This window comes from Rheinheimera faecalis (assembly GCF_021290965.1).
In the GTDB taxonomy this organism is placed as follows: Bacteria; Pseudomonadota; Gammaproteobacteria; order Enterobacterales; family Alteromonadaceae; genus Pararheinheimera; species Pararheinheimera faecalis.
Map to the genome: position 1 here is coordinate 127,898 of NZ_JAJOYT010000011.1, position 20,675 is coordinate 148,572.

Genomic DNA, 20,675 nt, shown 5'->3' on the forward strand with positions numbered 1-20,675 from the left:
AGTAAAAAAAATGGCCCAGTCAAGGGCCATTTTTAGAGGTTCAGAGCGGAATTAAGCAGCTTTTACGCTATCTACCCAGTTCTGTACGCGTTTTTCCAGTACTTGCAATGGTAAGGCACCACCACCTAAGACTGTGTCGTGGAAACCACGGATATCGAACTTATCGCCTAACTGCTCTTTGGCTTTAGCACGGATTTCCAGAATTTTTAACATACCAATTTTGTAGGCTGTTGCCTGGCCTGGCCATACTAAATAACGACGGACTTCAGAGGTCACTGCGCCTTCGGCAACAGGGGTTTTCTCTTTGAAGTACTCAATACCTTGTTGTTCAGTCCAGCCTTTGCTGTGCATGCCTGTATCGACCACTAAACGCACGGCACGCCACATTTCTGTGATTAAACGGCCGAAGTCTGAGTAGTCGCTCTGGTAAGCGCCCATTTCTTTGGCCAGTAACTCAGAGTACAAAGCCCAGCCTTCCACATAGGCAGTAAAACCAGCCTGAGTACGGAAAGTTGGAACTGAGGTTAATTCCTGTGCAATAGAAATCTGCATATGGTGACCAGGGCTACCTTCGTGGTAAGCAATGGCTTCCATCTCATTTTTTGGCATTTGTTTCATATCAGATAAATGCGCGTAGTAAATACCTGGACGTTTACCATCTGGGGTGCCAGGGAAATAATGCTGCGCCGCACCTGGTTGTTCGCGGAAGGCTTCAACACGTTTTACGGTCAAGGCAGCTTTAGGCAGAATACCAAAGTATTCAGGCAGCTTTTTCTCGATAAAGGCTAAGTAAGCTTCCGAGTCAGTGATATAGCCCTGACGGCCTTCATCTGTATCCGGATAAAAGAACTGAGCGTCAGTTTTGATAAAAGTGAAGAACTCTTTTAACGAGCCTTTAAAACCTACCTTATCTTTGATCGCAATCATTTCTTTGGTCAGGCGGTCTACTTCATTTAAACCAATCTGATGAATTTCGTCAGCAGTTAAGTTGGTTGTAGTCGACTGAGCTAAGCGATGGTTGTAGTATGCCACGCCATTCGGCTGAGTCGATACACCTGTCACATTGACCTGAGTTTTATCCAACTCGCTGGTTAAAAAGGCGGCTAACGCTTCATAAGAAGGCTGGAACTGAGTGGTTAAGGCTGATTTCGCATCGGCCAGTAACTGTTCAGCTTTTTTGTCATCCAGTTTGTCGGCTTTTTTCAGCGCTTCCACTTTGGCTTTGGCATCAGCCCATAAAGGCGCGTCTTTATCGCTTTCTTTAAACGGCGCGCCGTTCAGCAGATTATTGACCTGTTCTAATACACCTTCGTATGCAAAACGTGGTGGGCGTATACCAGCTTCAGCATATTTGGCGGCACGTTGTTGCAGCTCAGCAATAGCTTTGGCTATGCCACCAATACGTTTGACGTAGGCTTCCATATCCACCACTTCGTCTACTTTATGGAAGTTCATCAGCACTTGTGGCAATAAGGCGTGTACACCCTGCATTTGGTTAAACACATAAGTGTTTACGCGAAATGCTGCAGCGTCACGGCTTTGCTCATACTGGTAAATCCATAAGTCGTACGAGGTTTTGGCTTCAGTGTCTAACTTGTTGTAATCAAATTGAGATTTTAACTCTTCAACAGAAGCAGCAGCCCAGGCCAGCTGTTTATCTTCACCAGCTTCTGTGACGTCATCAATTTGATCTTGTTTATCTTTGCGACCTAAGAAGGTCATTTGCAGCGGGCTCATTTGCAGCTGCTCTTCGTATTTGGTTTCAAACCACTGATTTAAGCGCTCTGATTCAGATAAAGCCGCTTTGGTTTCTGCTGCTGTCACTGGTTCTGCAGCTGCTGGTGTGGTGGTTGTTTTGGTGTCTTGTGCTGGATTACAGCCTGCCAGTAATGCGGCAATGCTAAGAGCTAATAATGAATGGCGCACTTTGCGTTTTCCTTTTAGTTATTGATTATGGCGCGTCATCAGCTCCTACTAACTCAGCTGATGATGCAGTTACCAGACTAACCTGATTTAGCTGCAGAGTCGAAACTCAATTGTAAGTTTATCTTACAAAAAGGCCTGCCTGTGGCAAGCCCGGCTCTGCACTTTGCTGGTGGCTGATTAGTGTGTTGGCATCAGATCCAGTAAAGCCACTACTGTAGCTTCTACCCCAGCTTTAATAGCCGGCTCTGGTGCAATTTTAAATAAAGGGCTGTGATGACTTGGCACTGGTGCTCCGCCTTGTTTTTCCCGCTCGAAGTCTGCTTTAGGTGTGCCCCCAATCTGGAAATACACACTCTGAATGGTCGGATTCATAATTAAAAATGGGTAATCTTCAGCGCCCATACCTAAACGTTTGTAATTCTGATCCAGAATGTCAGCACCAAAATGACTGACCCAGCGCTGCTTTAAGCGTTGCGTCAGTGGAATATCATTGACTGTAGGCGGGGTGGTTTGTGGGTCTACTGTCACTTCCGGTAATTTATCTTCAGGTAAACCCGCTACGCGGCCCATATTAGTGGCCACTCTTTTAATGGCGCTAATCAATTGCTCCCGGGTCTCTAAGGTATCGTTCCGCACAGTCAGCTGTAAGTGTGCTGAGTCAGGAATAATGTTGTGTTTTGAGCCTGAGTGAAAAGAGCCCACAGTAATCACACTGGGTTCTTTGGGGGCCACTTCGCGGCTGACAATAGTTTGCAGTGCCAGCACAATTTGTGAACCTAAGACTATCGGATCTTTACCGCGATGGGGGCTGGCACCATGAGCGCCTACACCATGAATATGGATATCAACCGAATCCACACCAGAATAGGGCGAGCCTTCCACTGCAACAATTTTGCCGGCTTCAATTTCGCTGGACACATGCAAAGCCATGGCATAATCCGGCGTACCAAAACGCTCCCAGATTTTATCGTCGCGCATGCTTTGAGCACCACCCACGTATTCTTCTGCAGGTTGGCCGACCAGCATCAGCGTACCTTGCCATTGATCTTTCATCTTGACCATTTGGCGTGCCGTGCCAATTAAGCTGGTGACATGCATATCATGACCACAAGCATGCATCACCGACACTTCATTGCCGTTCCAGTCTTTGCTTTTTACTTTGGATGCGTAAGGCAAACCACTTTTTTCCTCTACTGGTAAGGCGTCCATATCAGCACGCATCATCACCAACGGACCTTTACCGTTTTTTAATATGGCAACAACCCCTGTTTTTCCGACACCAGTAGTCACTTCAAAACCGGCAGCTTTGAGCTCTTTGGCCAAGCGCTCCGCCGTTTTAAACTCCATAAAAGACAGTTCCGGATTTTGGTGAAAGTGCTTAAACAGCGGTTCAAGGTGTTTTTGGTAATCGGTATTAATAGCCTCAGCCAGGTCTTTAGGCGCAGCTAAACTGCTGGTGCTGATGAAGGCTGAGCTGATTAAGCAGGCAAGGGGGAGCAGGCGCATTCAGAAATCCTTTTTATTGTTATAGAGGGTTAGGTGTTGCCAAAACATCACAGCATAAAAAAGCAGCAAAGGACAAGGGGTTGAAATGGATATGCGATCAAAGCCAGCCTTTTAAGGATTATTGGTTGTATCCGGCACAAGCATTCAGTGCTTTTGATAGAAGTGCTGACATACCTATATTCAAAGCCATTTGACTGATCAACGATTGTTTTTATAGTTTAAGACGTTGTGCTTCATATACATTTTCTATTGCTTTAGCAGCAATAGAGCGCAGCCTGATGAAAAACAACATCTTTTAGTGAATTTAGTCGTTATCTGATTTCCATCTGATGGTATTATCAATAGACTCAATAAAAAGTTCTATGTATCCCCGGTTGTCAGACGAAGAGGTGCCGCTTCTTATGCTTTCAGGCTATTGAAAATGAAGCACTTAAGTTTTATTGCACTGTTTTTTTATTTAGGTTCGTTGCTGCATGCAGCGCAGTTTTCTGCTGCCCATGATTGGGTGGATTTGCCTCAAAGCTCGCCTGTACATGGTTTGTCGCAACTGACGTCAGCTGCTCAGCCTGTAAAGCATGTTGATTTGTCGGGAGATAACGACAAAGCTATAGTGCAGTTGCGTCAGGCCACCTTTGTCTCTGCTGTTTTTCTGGTCTGTCAGTTTGTGCTGGCTGAAGTGCATGCCGTCACCATTCTGTTTTTTTCTGCCAGAGCACCTCCTTTTCACTTGGGTTAGTTCAGGCTCTGTGTCATGCAGACTGTACCCTCCACACTGGCAAGGGTATGAGCGCTGCGAAATGAAGTTCTGCTGTGGGTTTGGCCTGTAGCGTTAATGATGAGTAACCTATTCATGTTTGTGATTGACCAAATTATTTTATTAGCTGCGATTCTGATTGTCTTTGGCATTGTCTCCAGTAAGTTATCGGCCAGGTTAGGTTTGCCTGTGCTGGTGTTGTTTCTTATGGTGGGTATGCTGGCAGGCGAAGATGGCCCTGGCGGAATTGTGTTTAATAATGCGCAAATCGCGCATGCGCTGGGCTCTTTGGCTTTAGCTATTATTTTGTTTGATGGTGGTTTGCAAACCCCTATGGCCTCGATTAAACAGGTCTGGAAACCTGCGTCTGTATTGGCCACTTTGGGTGTATTGGTGACAGCTATGATCACAGGTGCCGCCGCAGCTTATATTCTTGATGTGTCCTTACTTTACGGTTTATTGATTGGCGCCATTGTGGGCTCTACCGATGCCGCCGCCGTATTTTCACTACTGCGTAATGCAGGTATTCATATCAATCCTCGTCTGAAAGCCACATTGGAAATTGAAAGTGCAACCAACGACCCAATGGCGATTTTCCTGACGGTTGGCTTGTTAGAAGTGATGGTGAATAGCCTGGAGCCAGGTACTGGTTTATTGATGTTGTTTATTAAACAAATGGGCATAGGTTCAGTCGTGGGTTTAGCGGGCGGTTGGTTATCGGTGCGCATTATTAACCGTATTCATCTGACGACTTCTGGTTTATATCCTGTGATGGTGGCGGCTTTTGGTTTGCTGGCCTTTGGTGTGGCGGCAAATTTGGGCGGCAGTGGTTTTCTGGCGATTTTTATTGCTGGTGTGGTGATAGGCAATAGCCGTTTTGTTTTCCAGCGCAGTACTTTTTTGTTCCATGATGGTTTGGCCTGGTTAGGTCAAATTGTGATGTTCCTTGTTTTAGGCTTATTAATTAATCCTTCAACTTTGCTGGATGTCTGGTTAGAAGGGCTATTGATTGCGGTCGTACTGACTTTTGTCGCCCGGCCTTTGTCGGTGATCCCGGTGCTGAAACTCTTTGGCTTTAATGCGCGGGAAATGACTTTAGTGTCCTGGGTTGGTTTACGGGGTTCAGTGCCTATTATTTTGGCTATTTATCCGCTGATCTACGGCTTGCCTGGCGCAGAGCTTATTTTTAGTGTGGTATTTTTCGTGGTGCTCATTTCTGCGACAGTACAGGGCTCGACATTACCCTGGATGGCCCGGGCTTTAGGCCTGACAGAACCTGCTCCAGTAACTCCTGCCGCCACCTTAGAAATTACTGCTTTAGGTGATGTGGATGCTGATATTGTCGAGTATCAACTGGGCGATAGTTCGCGTGCTTCCGGTCGTCGTTTATCGCAAATGGCCTTACCTGACGGCACTGTGGTGGCGATGATCACTCGCGGCAATGATGTGATCCCACCTAGAGGCTCAACTTTCCTGCATGCGGGGGATCATTTATTTATTGTGATGAAACCTGATGTGCGGGAGTTTGTCGATTTGGTTTGCTCTGGTGTGGCAGAGGCCAGCCACCATGATTTGCCAGCGGGTGAACTGAAGTTAAAAGGCTACACCAAAGTGGAAGACTTGCAGCATTCTTACGGTATCGAGCTCTCTGCCGATGGCACTTTGTCGCTGGATGAATTATTACGTCAGACTTTAGCTGAAGAGCCTGTAATGGGTGCCAGCAAAAACTTTGGTGAAGTGACTTTGTCTGTCCGTGAAATGGTAGGACAGCGTATAGCTACTGTTGGTATAGCGCCCGCAGCTAAGCAGGCATAACACTTCTAATTCGGGTCAGAGTAAAATGAAGCACAAACTAATTTTACTCTGACCTGAAAATCTTACACCACTCCTAAAATCGAAGGCATAGCGGCGTCGACTTCGTCTGTAATAGCGTCCAGGGTTTTTTCTGCTTCATCCAATGAGCTGACTTCGGCTATATGGAACAAAGCTTCGCCTTCGTTCACCAGCGGTAAGTTATTTCGCCCTATCACTATGCCGTTAAAGCTGGCTTCAACAGCCACTTCAAAATCGGAGTAGGGGCTGTAGATATGCGCCAGTACATCACCTTGTTGCACAGTTTGCCCCAAGCCGACGTAATAGCGGGCTATGCCATCGTGTTCTGCTCTGATCCAGCTACTTTTTTTACTGAATAACGAACCGGTTTTCACCGTCTTTTTGCTGGGGCTGAACATGCCCAAATCCTGCATCACATTCATAATGCCGTGTACGCCCACTTTGATGGATTGCTCATCAAAACGCAGCGCTTCGCCAGCTTCATACAAAATAATAGGAATACCTAAACTGTTGGCCGTGCCGCGCATCGTGCCTTCACGGCTGGCTGCTTTGATAATAATAGGGGCATTAAATACTTCGGCCATTTGCAAAGCCACTTTGTCTTTGGCACTGGCACGCACTTGGGGCAGGTTGCTGCGATGAATAGCGCCAGTATGTAAATCAATGACATGAGTGCATTGTTTTAAAATACGCTCGGTAAACTGATAAGCCATACGACTACCGAGTGAGCCTTTTTCACTGCCCGGAAAGCTGCGGTTTAAATCCCGTCTGTCGGGTAAATAACGCGACTGCTGCACAAAACCATAAGTATTGACGATAGGCACCACCACTAAAGTGCCTCTCAGCTGACTCAATTTGGGCATTTTCAGCAGGCGACGGCAAATTTCCACGCCATTAATTTCGTCACCATGCAAAGCCGAGGTGATTAACAGCACAGGACCAGGCCTTTTGCCATGCACTACATGAGCGCCGATATTCAGTTCGGTGTGGGTGTAAAGTTTGCCAAAAGGAATATCGACCACAGCACGCTGGCCGGGTTGGATCACAGTGCCACCTAAAGTAAAAGCCTGTTGTTTTTCCGTTAGCATGGGTTTGCCTTCTGTTGTCGACATCTACTTTTTTACCAGCTTTTTTTGCTGTGCTTTTTGTTGTGCTTTTTGCAACATTTTGGCCTGATGCAAAGGCACGTTTTTCTCCAGATATTCAATCATCCGGCCTGCCACATCTATATCGGTCGCACCTTCAATGCCTTCCAAACCTGGTGAGCTGTTAACTTCCATCACCACAGGGCCATGGTTCGAGCGCAAAATATCGACACCAGCCACATGCAATCCCATGGTCTTAGCCGCTGCCAGAGCAGTGCGTTTTTCATCGGCGCTGAGTTTAACAAGAGAGGCTGTGCCACCGCGGTGTAAGTTAGAGCGAAACTCGCCGGCTTTGGCCTGACGTTTCATTGCAGCAACAATTTTATTGCCGATAATAAAACAGCGGATATCGGCACCATTGGCTTCTTTGATGTATTCCTGCACCAGAATATTGGCATTGAGGCCCATAAAAGCTTCAATCACGCTTTCCGCTGCAGTGCGGGTTTCTGCCAGCACTACACCTATACCCTGAGTGCCTTCGAGCAGTTTAATGACCAGTGGCGCGCCACCGACCATCTCAATTAAATCAGGGATATCGCCTGGTTTATCGGCAAAGCCGGTAATAGGCAAACCTATACCTTCGCGGGCTAATAATTGCAGGGAGCAGAGTTTATCGCGGGCACGGCTAATGGCGCTGGATTCATTCAGTGCATAAACCCCCATCATTTCAAACTGACGCAGTACTGCAGTGCCATAAAAGGTAATGGAAGCGCCCACACGGGGGATCACAGCATCAAACTGCTCCAGCACTTCACCTTTGTAGTGAATGCCGGACTTGGTTTTGTTGATGTTCATATAACACATCAGCGGGTCTATCACCTCAATCTGGTGACCCCGTTCTTCTGCAGCTTCGACCAGACGACGGGTCGAATACAACTCACTATTGCGCGACAAAACCGCAATTTTCATAACAACACCATCACTAGACCCTGAATTTAGCTATTAGCAGTATTCTAGTGTGGTTTGAGCAGCAAGTATCTGTAAAAAATCAAAAAATTTACATAAGGTCAAAGAGCCTTAAAGTAAAAACAGCGAACCTAAGCCGAGGAAGGCAAAAAAACCTATCACGTCTGTGACCGTGGTCAGTATCACTGAGCCTGAAAGGGCTGGGTCTATTTTCATTTTTTCTAACCAGACCGGGATCACCACACCACTAAAGGCTGCGACACAAATATTGATCACTATGGCAAAGCTAATCACGCTGGCGATAATCCAGTCACCAAACCAAAGATAAGTAATAGCTGCAATCACCAAAGCCCAGAGAACACCGTTAATGGCGCCTATGCTGAGCTCCTTGCGCATTAAGGTCCAATAGGTTTGTGGGGTAATTTGCCCTAAAGCTAAACCACGGATAATCAACGTCAGAGTTTGGCTGCCGGCAATACCGCCCATAGAGGCGACAATAGGCATTAATACAGCCAAAGCCACCACTTGCTGCAAAGTGGCTTCAAATAAACCTATGGTCCAGGCCGCTAAAAAAGCAGTTAATAAGTTAATACCCAGCCACAAAGCGCGACGTTTGGCGCTGTTGACTATAGGGGCGAATAAGTCTTCTTCTTCGTCTAAACCCGCCGTATGCATAAACTGGCCTTCAAGGCTGCGTCGCACGTTTTCCAGTGCTTCACCTATAGATAAACGGCCTAACAGTTTGCCTTCGCTATCGACCACCGCCAAAGCGCTGTAACCAGAGCGGGCTACTAAATCTGAGCCTTCATCCAGCCCCATATCACCTTGTACCACTGGCGCTTCTGCGTCGATAAACTCCACCACTGGCATATGATTCGGCTGGCCTAATAAACGGATGCCTTGTAATAAACCGACGTAACGGCCTGTGCGGTCAACTACGAATAAGGCTTCCTGGTATTCAGCATCTTCGGTCAGTTTTTTAAATAAGCGCACTGCATCCCGCACTTTGGCGTTTTTGCTTAGGATCAGCACGTCGTGGTCAGCATAACGACCACATTGTTCGTCATCGTAAGTTAAAGCCTGATCCAGCCAGCGTTTTTCGCTTTGGTCCATGCGCGAGCAGGCGTACTGATAAATAGCGTCGGGTAATTCGTCCAACAGCTCAATCAGATCATCAACATCAATTTCTTCAACCAGTTCATGCAGCTGAGCTGTTTCGAGTTGTTTAAAGATGTTGCTACGAGCGTCGACCCTCATGTAGGTCAGGGAGGCAATTTGTTGTTCTTTTTCCAGCGTCAGCCAGGTGCTAACCCGTTGCTCCAGAGGCATAGCTTCAAGGGCAATAGCTATCTCTTCCGGCTCCAACTGGTCCAGTTTTTCCGCCAGCTGTTCAGTTTCGTTTTCATCAAAACTGTCGCGGACTATTTCTTCAATATCCAGTTGGTTATTTTCTACCATTAAACCGCTCCTGCTGTTTGCTGTTAGGCTACAGCTTTACCACCAACGGCGGATTTTGAAATAGGCCAACAAGCCCACTGCCAATCCAAGCATCAGGCCCCAGGTAATATAGTAGCCAAAAGGGTTATCCAGCTCTGGCATATACTTAAAGTTCATCCCATAAACACCAACAATAAAAGTCAGTGGAATAAATACAGCACTGAGCATAGTCAGTACTTTCATCTTTTCGTTAATCTGATGCGACGAAGTAGAAATATAACTGCCAACCAAATCACTTAATTGGTCGTAGTACATCTGCGTCATGCTGTGTAGACGCTCAAACTTCTCGTAAAAATCACGTAATTCTATCGAGTCAAAATGACGTTTAAATGGATGACTGGCATCTTCTTCGTATAAAAGGTCAGAAAACATTTCTTTTTGGTAAGCCAGATTGCGATCAATTTTACGAAATACCGAACGGTACTTCATAATTTGCGCCATTTTCTGATCGTTACCATTGGTTTGCATGCTGTCTTCCAGCTCACCCAATTCGTCTTCAAATTGCAGCAATTTTTCCAGATAAGTACCTGACACAGCGTGGATATATTTTTTGATCCAGTCTTTAAACTTATCAATACCCTGCATGGCAGAGAAGGGCAGATCAATTTTGCTGTCATCCAGATGACTATGGTATTTCACCAGAATCACCTGATCGTTAAACAGCACTGAAATTTGGCTATGCCCCGGGTAATCACTGAAATCAGGGCCAGAGAAACCACGCAAAATCAACAGGCTAAAGCTGTCGCTGAATTCCATCTTGGGTGGATGGCGTTCACGTAAAAAATCCTCAGCTATAACAGGGTGAATACGGAAAAACTCCAGCACCTGTCGCTGTTCCATTTGGTTAGCGGCAGTTAAATTAATCCAGATTTTCGTATCGGATAACAATGGGTATCGCAGCGCCTGAAAATCGCTGATCTGCCATTGTTTTTGCTCCGGACAATACTGGTGAAGTTCTATCATGCTGCTGGCCTTTTGAATACTTTTGGCAGCATAAGCAAAAAGGCTACAAGAATGCAATTGCTGTTGCGGATCTTGGACTTAGATTAAAGCGTTTGGTGGAAATCTGAGCAGGTTTGGGCTCGGTGATGTTTGAATTTCAGAGTTCTGGTTTGGGGACGTATTCACGGCCTGTCTGCGTGGACTATGCCTATACCGTCGCAATCAAACTCAGATGCAAATAGAAAAAACACATTCTCACGATCAGTTGAGAAATAATCCATCAAAAGGCGGGCGCCTCTACAGACCATGATAAAACCCGACACAATAACCCAGCCAAAAACGTGTTGTAGTATGACCAACTCGCCTTGTCGAATCTCTGTATCTCTGTGTTTAGCATGCCATTAAGGTAAAACCCGTGGCAAACCTGGCTGTTTGGTTCGTCATAAAAACATAAAACAAAAAAGTATCAACAGACAGGGGTTAGACAATGCATAAACGTAACGCACTTTCGCTTGCGATAGCGATGGCATGCGCTTTTTCTGCTGCGGCGCAGCAGGCTGAAGTCAATAATACAGCAACTACTCAATCTCAAGCCGTTGCCAATGAAACCGAGCTGGAAGTGATTTCAGTCACAGCCACCAAACGCAAAACCAAGCTAATGGAAACACCGGTGGCTATTTCAGCCCTGAGTGCAGCCCAACTGCAACAAAGCGGCGTTAACAATGTGGTGGATATCGCCAATTTAGTGCCGGGTCTGGATATTGCCGTCTCCTCAGAGCAGGCAGCACCTGTGATTACCATGCGTGGTATTCGTTCCACCAACATCACTGAACTGGGTGACCCTGCAGTGGGCGTGCATCTGGATGGTATTTATTCTCCACGTATGCAGGGCGCTCTGGCGTTGATGTATGACGTAGAGCGGGTTGAAGCTTTGCGTGGTCCGCAAGGGACTTTGTTTGGCCGTAACTCTACAGTCGGCAGCATTAACGTACTGACGGCCAAGCCCGATATGAGCAGCACTTTTGGTAACCTCAATACGGAGATGGGTAAATTTAATGCTAAAAGTGTGGGCGGCATGTTTAACCTGGCAGTATCCGATGATTTTGCCGTGCGTTTCTCCGGCAAAGGTCTGAAGCGTGATTCTTATGTCGAAGGCTACTTCGACCCGAACCAATACGACACCCGTTATCTGCCCGCTGGTGTGCTGGACGCAGAAGTCATTTCTGAAAACTCCTATCAGGGCATAGGCCAAACCTTAACCCAACGCGAAAACTGGTGGATAGATGCGGCAGGTACAGATCCTGAAGCACAAAAAGTGCGGGCTTTAACTGCGGCTGATAAAAGCGACTTTTACAACAACGCCAATGAGCATTCATTCCGCGTCAGCACCTTGTGGGAACCTGTTGCAGGTAATTTCTCCAACCACACTGTGTTCCAGTACTACAAAAACGACAGTGCCGGCTCTACGGACATGGTGAACTGTGACAAATTGCGTGGCAGACCCACAGAGTTTGGTGGCGACTGTTCCAACTTTTTACCAAGCGACAACACTTATCAGGCCGTGGTGAACGTGCCGGGTAAACTGGAGCTGGACATCACTTACCTGCGTAACACTTTAAACTATGAACTGACTGACGAGTTAGATCTTGTCTGGTTGGCAGGCTATGAAGATATGAAGCGCCAATCGGCTCAGGATATTGAGACCGGTCTGGATGTCTGGGATGGCGCTATGTTTTTCCTCGATGGTACAGGCGCACGTTCTTATTCCACTGAGTTGCAATTGCAGTCGGATGAGCTGGGTGATTTAGTCTGGATCGCAGGCGTAAACCTGTTCCATGAAAAAACCTCTACTGTGGGTTATTACGACAACCCTATGGACGACAAAGCCTTTTGGGATCAGCCAGACCGTTCTACCGACGCTTTGGCTGTTTTCGGTCAGGCGACGTACAACTTAACTTCTGATCTGCACCTGACCTTAGGTTACCGTTTCAGTGACGAAACCAAAGAGGACAAAGGCGGCCGTACTTTACGTTGTTCCAATGCCGATGGTTGTGCACCGGGCTGGTATAACCGCACTGTGTTGTCCGATCTGCCAACCAATGCCTTTGAAGATCCGTCTATCTATAAATCCTCTTTTGCTAATGACAACAAAGGTAGCTGGCAAAACAATGACTTCCGTCTGGGCCTTGACTACGACCTTAGTGAAAACACCATGTTGTATGGCTATGTGGCCTCAGGCTTTAAAGCTGGTGGTATAGGCGATGTGTTTGAAGTGGTCAATGACAGAACAGGTCAGGTACAACGTATTGAAACCCAGTTTGATCCTGAGCAGGTTGTGACTTATGAGCTGGGCACAAAAACCAGCTTGTTAGATAATTCGCTGAACTTACAAGCCGTGTTTTTCTATACCGACTACACAGATATGCAGTATGCCTCTGTAGGTTCTGTTGGCACAGTGGAACGTTTGGCTCCGGTAGAAAACCCGGATGGCAGCCCTGTATTGGATGCCAACGGTCAGCCTGTGCTGGATTACCGCAATATGCCGGTCGTGGCTTATTACACTCAAAACGTACCGGGTTCGACTATCAAAGGTTTAGAGCTGGAATTTGACTGGAAACCTTATCCTGCAGGCCGTATCAACGGTTATGTCACCTGGACTGATGCCCGTGTGACCGAAGACTGGATCACCAAGTGGGATTACGACCCGGAGTATCTGTTTGGTTTGTCCTATGAAGAGTCTATTGACCCTGAAAACGACATGCTGACCACTAACCTCAAAGGTAATCAGCTGGCGATGGTGCCAAAATACACAGCCAACTTAAGTTACACCCATAGCTTTGATTTGGGCAGCTACGGTTTTATCCACGGCTGGTTTAATCTGAGTTGGAAAGATAAGTCCTACAACACCATCTGGAACGTCGACAGACATCTGGACGATATGGACTTTGCAGTGTCTGACGAAGCTGTAGGTTATATAGACGATCGCAGAGACGCTCATACCATAGCCAACGCTTCACTGAAATATGAGCCGGTCGGCCAGGTCTGGTTTGCTGAACTCTTTGTCAGCAACGCCACGGACGAAACTGTCCAGCAATGGAGTAACACAGGTAAGGGCTTCCCGAAAGGCAGTTTTAATATGCCAAGGTATTATGGGGTGCGTGCTGGCTTTAATTTCTAAGCTTAACCACTAGTGCAGAAACCGCTCCGTCGTACTGAGCGGTTTCTTTTTATCTGGCGCTTAACACCTGATCGGGTGAGGCGTTGTGACTACGCGAAGGAAGATGTTCATGATCAGTACCAAGAGCAATAAAACTCTTATTAAAACCCTCCACAAAAAGCAAAAAGTGGCATTGCTGAGCTTAGCGCTGGTAACTGCGGCTCAAGCCACAGCCGCTGACACTCAGGCAGGAAACAAGGCAGAAGTAAAAACAGCCCAGGCTGCCGCTTTACCGCAAACAGTGCAGTGGCCTTATGTCAACACGGGGTTAAAGCGCGACCCAGAACTGGAAAAAGTACTGGATCAGATATTAGCTCGCATGACCTTGGGACAAAAAGTAGCGCAGATGATCCAGCCGGAGATTGGTTATTTGTCCGTAGCACAAATGCGCAAGTATGGTTTTGGTTCTTACCTCAATGGTGGTAATACAGCGCCTTATGGTCAAAAACAAGCAACGGCTGAAGTCTGGTTAAAATACGCTGACGAAATGTATGAAGCCTCTGTGGATGCTAAAGAAGATGGTAGTCGTATTCCAACTATTTGGGGCACAGATGCTATGCATGGTCACAGCAATGTCTATGGCGCTACCTTGTTTCCACACAATATAGGTTTGGGCGCAGCCCATGATCCAGAGCTGATCCACCGTATTGGTGTGGCAACCGCTAAAGAAGTCGCGGTCACAGGTATTGAATGGAGCTTTGCGCCTACAGTGGCTGTAGTGCGGGATGACCGTTGGGGCCGTACGTACGAGAGTTATTCTGAAGACCCTGCCATAGTCAAAGCCTACGCCGGGCAGATGGTGTCGGGTTTGCAGGGTACCTTGGGTAAAGATTTTCTGCAGGGTTTTGGCCGTATCGCCACAGCTAAACACTTTGTTGGCGATGGCGGCACTGAAAAAGGTATAGACCGCGGTGACACCTTGATTGATGAACAAGGCCTGCGTGATATTCACGCAGCAGGTTACATGACGGCAGTTCAGGCGGGCGTGCAGTCTGTGATGGCGTCCTTTAACAGCTGGAATGGTGTGCGCTTGCATGGCCATAAATACCTGCTGACCGACGTTTTGAAAAACCAAATGGGTTTTGATGGCTTTGTGGTCACGGACTGGAACGGTCATAAGTTTGTTGAAGGTTGTGATCTGGAGCAGTGCGCCGGTGCTATTAATGCCGGTGTGGATGTACTGATGGTGCCAGAGCACTTTGAAGCTTTTTATCACAACACTGTGCGTCAGGTGGAGCAGGGCATTATTCCGCAAGCCCGGATTGATGATGCGGTGCGCCGCTTTTTACGGGCAAAAATTCGCTGGGGCCTGCTGGAGCGTGGTAAACCATCCAGTCGGGTTGAATCTGCGCAAATGGCTGTGTTTAACAGTCAGGAGCACAAGGAACTCGGGCGTGAGGCGGTGCGGAAATCTTTAGTGCTGCTGAAAAACAACGGAAAAGTACTGCCCCTGTCGGCAAAAAGCCGGGTGCTGGTGGCTGGTGATGGCGCTGATAACATAGCGAAACAAGCAGGTGGCTGGAGTGTGTCCTGGCAGGGCACAGACAACACCAACGCTGATTTCCCCAATGCCACTTCTGTTTATCAGGGCATAGCTCAACAGGTAAAAGCTGCTGGCGGTCAAGTAGAACTGACGGTCGATGGCCACTACAGCCAAAAACCTGACGTAGCTCTGGTGGTGATAGGTGAAAACCCATACGCCGAGTGGTTTGGCGATATACAGCAATTGGAATACCAGCATGGCGACAAGCGTGATTTAGCTTTGATCAAAAAGCTAAAGCAACAAGGTATTCCGGTGGTGACGGTATTTTTAACAGGCCGGCCGCTGTGGACCAATAAAGAGCTAAACGCATCGGATGCTTTTGTCGTGGCTTGGTTACCTGGCTCTGAAGGACAAGGCGTGGCTGATGTGTTGTTTGCTGATACAGAGGGCAAAGCCCGTTATGATTTTCAGGGCAAACTGAGTTTTTCCTGGCCACGTTTTGACCATCAGTTTGTGCTGAATAAAGGCGATGCGAACTATGACCCTTTGTTTGCTTATGGTTATGGCTTAACCTACGCCGACCACAAAGAACTGGGCCAATTCTCTGAGCAGGTTTCGACAACAACAGCATCAGGTTCTGATAATGGTATTCAGCCGCTGTTTTTACGTAACTTAGCTGCAGATATGGCCTGGGTGTTGTCGGACGCCAGCGCAGCGGGTTCTGAAAACACTGCGGCTTTGATTACTACACCTTTTGGTGTCAGTACAGATGGTAAAAGTTTGGCTATGCAGTCGGTGAACTTGTCCTATCAGGAAGATGGCCGACAGTTGCGCTGGAATGCGACTGCAAAAGCATCAGCCAGCTTGCGTTATATCAAGCCTGTTGCCGCTTCCAAACACAACACAGCCAAAGCACTACGTTTTAGCTTACGTTTTGACCAGCAAGTACCAAAAGAGCTCAATCTTGCCGTGCTTTGTGATCAACAAGGTAGTTGTTTGCGCCGGTTGTCGCTTGCAGAACCTCTGGCGCACTTAAAGCCTGGTGTGTGGCATACTGTCGAAGTGGCATTGGATTGTGCTGACGCATCTGCCGTAAAACGGATTTCAGATGCCTTGGTATTCAGTTCAAGTGGACAACATAGTCTGGCTGTGGCTGATATGGTGCTTTCTGCACAAAAGACAGCAACTGCTGCTAAAGACTTTGTGCTGATAGGCTGCGCTAATTAACCAGCCTGATCACAGATAAAACATTAAAAGTGGTGTCGGAAGCGGCACCATTTTTTGTTTCTTTTGAATTGGAATTAAATAGTGTTGCAATCTTTAAGTCGTAATCAGCTGTTCTGGCTCTGTCAAACCGGCGGCTGGGCAGTGTATGCAGTGCTGACAGCCCTGATGATTAAAATTCCCAGCCAGGAACCCTGGCAGGTGGCTTTGCCTCATCTGCTGTTGGATACCAGTTTTGGTTTTATGCTTACCCTGCTGCTGCGGGCCTGGTTTGGCCGGGTTAGCGCGCAACAAAACCGCTCAAAAATTCTGTGGCATCTGCCAATAATTCTGATCAGTTGCCTGGTCTGGACTCAGTGGAAGTGGCTGACCTTACAGTGGCTCTATGGCCAGATCTGGCAATCCATGACCTGGTTCGATGTCGGCACCTGGAACTCGGCTTCTTTAACTATTTTATTAACCTGGACTGCCTTGTATTACGCCTCCAAAGCCACCTTCGAAACTATGGAGCAGCGGCAAAAAGCGGCAGAAGCTATTCATTTGGCCAAAGAAGCCCAGTTAAAGATGCTGCGTTATCAGTTGAACCCGCATTTTATGTTTAACAGCATTAATGCCATTTGCACCTTAATTTTAAAGCAGGAGAATCAACATGCAGTCTCCATGCTGGAAAAACTCTGCGATTTGCTGCGTTACAGCTTGTACACAGACCCTTTAGCTAAAGTGACAGTGGCCGAAGAGATACTGATCTTACAAACCTACTTTGATGTGGAGCAGTGCCGATTCAGAAATAAGCTGAATGTGTCTGTAGTGGCCGATGACGAAGTAAAAGGCCTGTTGATGCCGTCTTTATTATTACAACCGCTGGCAGAAAATGCGCTGAAGCATGGCATGCGTATGTCGCAACAAAGTTATGCTATTTCAGTCAGCTTTAGCCAGCACAACGGCCAGTTGTTGATCCGTATGCTGGACAACGGCAGCGGTTTTATAGAGCAACCTGATGCAGCTTCTACAGGCATAGGTTTACACAATTGTGAGGAGCGGTTAGCGCTGATTTACCCTGATCAAAGCTCCTTTAGTTTTGGCAACAGAGAGGAAGAAGGGGCCTGGATCCAGATCTGTATTCCAAAAGAATTAGCAGGCGGGCAAAAAACGTGAGCAGTGTAAGACTATTAAACACTCTGATCGTGGATGACGAGCCAGCCGCTATTGAAGGCCTGCGATTGCGGCTGGATGCTTTTCCACAAATCCGGGTAATAGGCGAAGCCAATAGCGTGGCTGAAGCTATCACTCTAATCAACGTTCAGATGCCTGATCTGATTTTTCTGGATATTGAAATGCCAGAGCAAAGCGGTTTTGATCTGATCCGCCAACTTCAACCCGAACTTTGCCCTGCTATTGTCTTTGTCACAGCTTTTCATCAGCACGCGGTCAAAGCCTTTGAAGTGAGAGCCCTCGATTACTTGTTAAAGCCAGTGAAGCTGGAACGTTTAGCTGAAGCTATAACCAGGGTTTGTGAACTGACCACCAGCAGAGCTGACAAAGCACAACTGCTTTCTGCTGCGGCAGATATTGCCAAAGAAGTACAGGATGCTGGGGGCCGTGTTGATAGTACAAAGAATGCAGAGAGGGTCGCGGACGCAGCTGAGCCGCAATACAACATAGAAATGCAGAAACTGGTGATCCAGGATGGACGTAACCCCATTCAGTTGATCCCTTATCAGGACATTATCTGGATAGACGCCGCCGGCGATTACATGTGTGTGCATACTCAAGCTGAAACTTACGTGATGCGTGCCCGACTAAAAAGCCTGATTGATGAGCGCTTACCAGATGTTTTTGTCCGCATTCATAAATCAACAGTGGTGAACCTGACCTATATCGAAAAACTACAACCGCTCTGTAACTCGGAGTACAACGCTGTATTGCTGAATCAAAAAGTGCTGAAAGTCAGCCGTACTTATGCCAGAGCCTTGAAACAGAGGTTGTTGGGGTAGGGCAGCCGCAGTGTTTTGAACCGCGACATGAAGGAATTGTTTCGATCGACAGATTTAGTGGTAATTGACTGCTAAGAGCTAATTGAAGACATTAACGCCCGCCACACAGACGAGCAACTTGTTGTGAGTCCAGCACCATAGGTGCGGTGTGCTGGCGTTTGTTATCTCGCATTTCCATGAATAGCCTCTCGCAAATTCTGGTCTGTGCTCAGAAGGTGCTGCAGTAGTATCAATGACTTTGAGAGCAACTCCTCACTACGGTCAGGGTCTATCCAACGCCCATTGAACTTTCCGCCGTGGTAGAGATTATTTCGTACACGACGGATGTGGGCAAACAGGATTTGTACTGAGCGCTCGACATTTGCTACATCAGCCCACTCAACGGAACCATTAATCCATACTTGACGCTTAGGAGGTTCTTCAAGTAAGTATGTTCTAGCATCTATGACAGCCTGGTCTTGTGATTGAAGCAGTGCCACTCCGATCTCGTTTGCGAAACGATCCCAGTCAGGTTCCGCCGCGTCTGCTTTTCCAGCTCGGCCATAACCCATAGCCTTCAGCGCATACTCATATTGCGCGAAGAGTTTAAAGAATCTGTAAGATAGTTTATCGAGTTCCATTGGTCTCATCTTTGCACGCTACTATAGCAAAGCCAACAAAGCAGTTACTCCTGCGCCAATTAGGCCTGCAACTGTGGCGTTATTGAGTAGCTCTTTGAGCTTTGACTTTGCTTCCAAGTCATTGCTTTTAGCTATAGTCTCAATTAACTCTTGCACACTGACATGAACACTAAGCGAATTACCATTTCCGACCTGAAAGGTACTGCCTGAAATATTACCAATACTAATTGAGTGTTGAGTTGAACTAGCAGGGGTAGTTAATTCAGATAAAAACTTTCTTCCAGAAATTGTTATTCTTGGTTCAAGGTAGCTATCTCCATCAAAACTACTAGCATCAATTGCGGTAACATAGCCTTGTTCATACAGTTCTTTGAAAATACCTATAAGTGCAAATTCACCTTCAGTAATCTCCTCCGGAAATTCATTTTTTGATAAAAGCTCGAGAATGTATTTGTGCTCTTCCATAACCTCTCCAATGCGTAACGCCCACTTCAGGTGCGTCGAAGCCGAAGTGTTTTTGTGTTAATGTTTGAACGCAGCGAGCAACACAAAAACGCGGAGGTTTTGGCGCCAGACTGCAAGCGCTTGTTAGGGGTTCTAGCTAACAAACATCTCAAACTTTCCATAAAGACTAATCCTTTGATTAAAGCTTTGATAATCCATAATTGATTCGAAGCTTCCATGGAATCGATGTCCCTCTAAATGACCGGTTGCTGCAAATATGACTCTACAAGTCATATTCATTGGTATTGCAACTTCTCGCCAAGTATTTATATCTAATAATCTTTCCCCTGCAGGGAGAGTAATTATTTGCTCTCCTCGAAATGTTGTTGGCTCATCGGCATTACTTGAAATACGGCTGTCCGGACTAAACATTTCAAAAGATGAGAGACCTAGCCTTTGATTTAAGTTTTGCATTGATCTTGTTGGTGCAACTGTAGTTAAAAATGCGACTAATCGACCTTCCTCATCCCTTTCTAGAGCTCCACTAGAAACAGAAATTTGCATTTCTCGAAGAGCAGGTATATTAACGGAACTTCCGTGGTAACTAATAAGCCCATTGGTGACACGAACTATGGACCTTAACCCTTCACCTATCGGTTCACCGATTTCTGGCTCAATGCTTGGGTTGTCGCGGAGAATAGACTCAGGTGCTAATAAACTTTCTATAGATCTGTATTTAGAATCAAAATCTTCATAGTTTATTTCGAGTAGAGGAGCCGATTGAGGACCTCGATTAGTTTGGTAAACAACTAACTTTCTCCCATTGCACACAGCAAAGTATACAGCTCTGATCTCAGGGTGATTTGCATATGTAAAGGCTTGCTCTATCGCATCATTGTCAATATCTACATCGGGAGCTTTAGCTTCCACAACCCATCTAACAGACAATTCAGCCTCTAAAATGTAGTCTGCAATACCTCTTAAAATCGGATCCTTTTTGGAGTTTTTTCGTCCAAGGAAAGCCCTTGGGTATCTTAAAGACTGTTCTCTGATGACATTGTGAACAGTTCCTGACCTATAACCAAGTGCTCTAATCAGTGGTGCTAGAATCTCTTCTCTAATATCAGTTTCATTTAAATTGTCAAAGCTAATTGGTTCAAACAAATCATCTTTCCTTACATGCC

General features: G+C 46.7%; 15 protein-coding genes. 6 read left to right on the top strand and 9 right to left on the bottom strand.

Annotated features, from left to right (window positions below; genetic code table 11):
* Positions 1–51: 51 nt before the first annotated feature.
* On the bottom strand, positions 52–1,926 hold the full coding sequence (locus tag LSG34_RS16740; protein WP_233010248.1) for a DUF885 domain-containing protein: 1,875 nt from the start codon (positions 1,924–1,926) through the stop codon (positions 52–54).
* A 177-nt stretch (positions 1,927–2,103) separates the two neighbouring features.
* Positions 2,104–3,432: an amidohydrolase gene (locus LSG34_RS16745; RefSeq protein WP_233010249.1), complete on the bottom strand. Its 1,329-nt coding sequence runs from the start codon at positions 3,430–3,432 to the stop codon at positions 2,104–2,106.
* A gap of 421 nt (positions 3,433–3,853) precedes the next feature.
* Between LSG34_RS16745 and LSG34_RS16750 the strand changes: the two genes are divergently transcribed.
* Together LSG34_RS16750 and LSG34_RS16755 are read left to right on the top strand one after the other, a co-directional pair.
* Complete coding sequence (locus LSG34_RS16750) at positions 3,854–4,168, top strand: hypothetical protein (protein ID WP_233010250.1); 315 nt, start codon at positions 3,854–3,856, stop codon at positions 4,166–4,168.
* Between the two features lie 99 nt (positions 4,169–4,267).
* Complete coding sequence (locus tag LSG34_RS16755; RefSeq protein WP_233010251.1) at positions 4,268–6,001, top strand: potassium/proton antiporter; 1,734 nt, start codon at positions 4,268–4,270, stop codon at positions 5,999–6,001.
* A 62-nt stretch (positions 6,002–6,063) separates the two neighbouring features.
* Here the strand turns inward: LSG34_RS16755 and LSG34_RS16760 are convergent, their stop codons facing one another.
* The 4 genes from LSG34_RS16760 to LSG34_RS16775 form a co-directional block, all read right to left on the bottom strand.
* Positions 6,064–7,131 (bottom strand): succinylglutamate desuccinylase/aspartoacylase family protein, encoded by a 1,068-nt coding sequence (locus LSG34_RS16760; RefSeq protein WP_408636175.1) that lies wholly within the window; start codon positions 7,129–7,131, stop codon positions 6,064–6,066.
* The gene (gene rimK / locus LSG34_RS16765; RefSeq protein WP_233010252.1) at positions 7,132–8,073 is read right to left on the bottom strand and encodes a 30S ribosomal protein S6--L-glutamate ligase; all 942 of its coding nucleotides are present in this window, start codon (positions 8,071–8,073) and stop codon (positions 7,132–7,134) included.
* Positions 8,074–8,181: 108 nt separating this feature from the next.
* Complete coding sequence (mgtE, locus tag LSG34_RS16770) at positions 8,182–9,528, bottom strand: magnesium transporter (RefSeq protein ID WP_233010253.1); 1,347 nt, start codon at positions 9,526–9,528, stop codon at positions 8,182–8,184.
* Positions 9,529–9,564: 36 nt separating this feature from the next.
* Positions 9,565–10,530: a magnesium transporter CorA family protein gene (locus LSG34_RS16775; protein ID WP_233010254.1), complete on the bottom strand. Its 966-nt coding sequence runs from the start codon at positions 10,528–10,530 to the stop codon at positions 9,565–9,567.
* A 466-nt stretch (positions 10,531–10,996) separates the two neighbouring features.
* Here LSG34_RS16775 and LSG34_RS16780 point away from each other — a divergent pair, with 466 nt between their 5' ends.
* The 4 genes from LSG34_RS16780 to LSG34_RS16795 all read left to right on the top strand — a co-directional run bounded on the left by LSG34_RS16780 (position 10,997) and on the right by LSG34_RS16795 (position 18,427).
* Positions 10,997–13,687 (top strand): TonB-dependent receptor, encoded by a 2,691-nt coding sequence (locus LSG34_RS16780; RefSeq protein WP_233010255.1) that lies wholly within the window; start codon positions 10,997–10,999, stop codon positions 13,685–13,687.
* A gap of 109 nt (positions 13,688–13,796) precedes the next feature.
* Positions 13,797–16,436, top strand: coding sequence for a glycoside hydrolase family 3 protein (locus LSG34_RS16785; protein ID WP_233010256.1), 2,640 nt, complete (start codon positions 13,797–13,799; stop codon positions 16,434–16,436).
* 81 nt (positions 16,437–16,517) lie between these two features.
* Positions 16,518–17,588: a sensor histidine kinase gene (locus LSG34_RS16790; RefSeq protein ID WP_233010257.1), complete on the top strand. Its 1,071-nt coding sequence runs from the start codon at positions 16,518–16,520 to the stop codon at positions 17,586–17,588.
* Positions 17,585–18,427 (top strand): LytR/AlgR family response regulator transcription factor, encoded by an 843-nt coding sequence (locus tag LSG34_RS16795; protein ID WP_233010258.1) that lies wholly within the window; start codon positions 17,585–17,587, stop codon positions 18,425–18,427. The genes LSG34_RS16790 and LSG34_RS16795 overlap by 4 nt, the downstream gene beginning before the upstream one ends.
* 161 nt (positions 18,428–18,588) lie before the next feature.
* On the opposite strand, the gene LSG34_RS16800 is transcribed toward LSG34_RS16795, so the two are convergent.
* The 3 genes from LSG34_RS16800 to LSG34_RS16810 all read right to left on the bottom strand — a co-directional run.
* Complete coding sequence (locus LSG34_RS16800) at positions 18,589–19,047, bottom strand: hypothetical protein (RefSeq protein ID WP_233010259.1); 459 nt, start codon at positions 19,045–19,047, stop codon at positions 18,589–18,591.
* 21 nt (positions 19,048–19,068) lie between these two features.
* Entirely contained in the window at positions 19,069–19,512 is a 444-nt protein-coding gene (locus LSG34_RS16805) for a hypothetical protein (protein ID WP_233010260.1), read from the bottom strand.
* A gap of 132 nt (positions 19,513–19,644) precedes the next feature.
* A partial coding sequence (locus LSG34_RS16810; protein WP_233010261.1) for a type I restriction enzyme HsdR N-terminal domain-containing protein occupies positions 19,645–20,675 on the bottom strand: 1,031 nt, incomplete at its 5' end.

What these genes read in the sequence shown, in the direction of transcription:
- LSG34_RS16745 (WP_233010249.1), bottom strand. Translation starts at nt 3,432, where the DNA reads ATGCGCCTGCTCCCCCTTGCCTGCTTAATCAGCTCAGCCTTCATCAGC.
- LSG34_RS16750 (WP_233010250.1), top strand. Translation starts at nt 3,854, where the DNA reads ATGAAGCACTTAAGTTTTATTGCACTGTTTTTTTATTTAGGTTCGTTG.
- LSG34_RS16755 (WP_233010251.1), top strand. Translation starts at nt 4,268, where the DNA reads ATGAGTAACCTATTCATGTTTGTGATTGACCAAATTATTTTATTAGCT.
- LSG34_RS16760 (WP_408636175.1), bottom strand. Translation starts at nt 7,131, where the DNA reads ATGTCGACAACAGAAGGCAAACCCATGCTAACGGAAAAACAACAGGCT.
- rimK (WP_233010252.1), bottom strand. Translation starts at nt 8,073, where the DNA reads ATGAAAATTGCGGTTTTGTCGCGCAATAGTGAGTTGTATTCGACCCGT.
- mgtE (WP_233010253.1), bottom strand. Translation starts at nt 9,528, where the DNA reads ATGGTAGAAAATAACCAACTGGATATTGAAGAAATAGTCCGCGACAGT.
- LSG34_RS16775 (WP_233010254.1), bottom strand. Translation starts at nt 10,530, where the DNA reads ATGATAGAACTTCACCAGTATTGTCCGGAGCAAAAACAATGGCAGATC.
- LSG34_RS16780 (WP_233010255.1), top strand. Translation starts at nt 10,997, where the DNA reads ATGCATAAACGTAACGCACTTTCGCTTGCGATAGCGATGGCATGCGCT.
- LSG34_RS16785 (WP_233010256.1), top strand. Translation starts at nt 13,797, where the DNA reads ATGATCAGTACCAAGAGCAATAAAACTCTTATTAAAACCCTCCACAAA.
- LSG34_RS16800 (WP_233010259.1), bottom strand. Translation starts at nt 19,047, where the DNA reads ATGGAACTCGATAAACTATCTTACAGATTCTTTAAACTCTTCGCGCAA.
- LSG34_RS16805 (WP_233010260.1), bottom strand. Translation starts at nt 19,512, where the DNA reads ATGGAAGAGCACAAATACATTCTCGAGCTTTTATCAAAAAATGAATTT.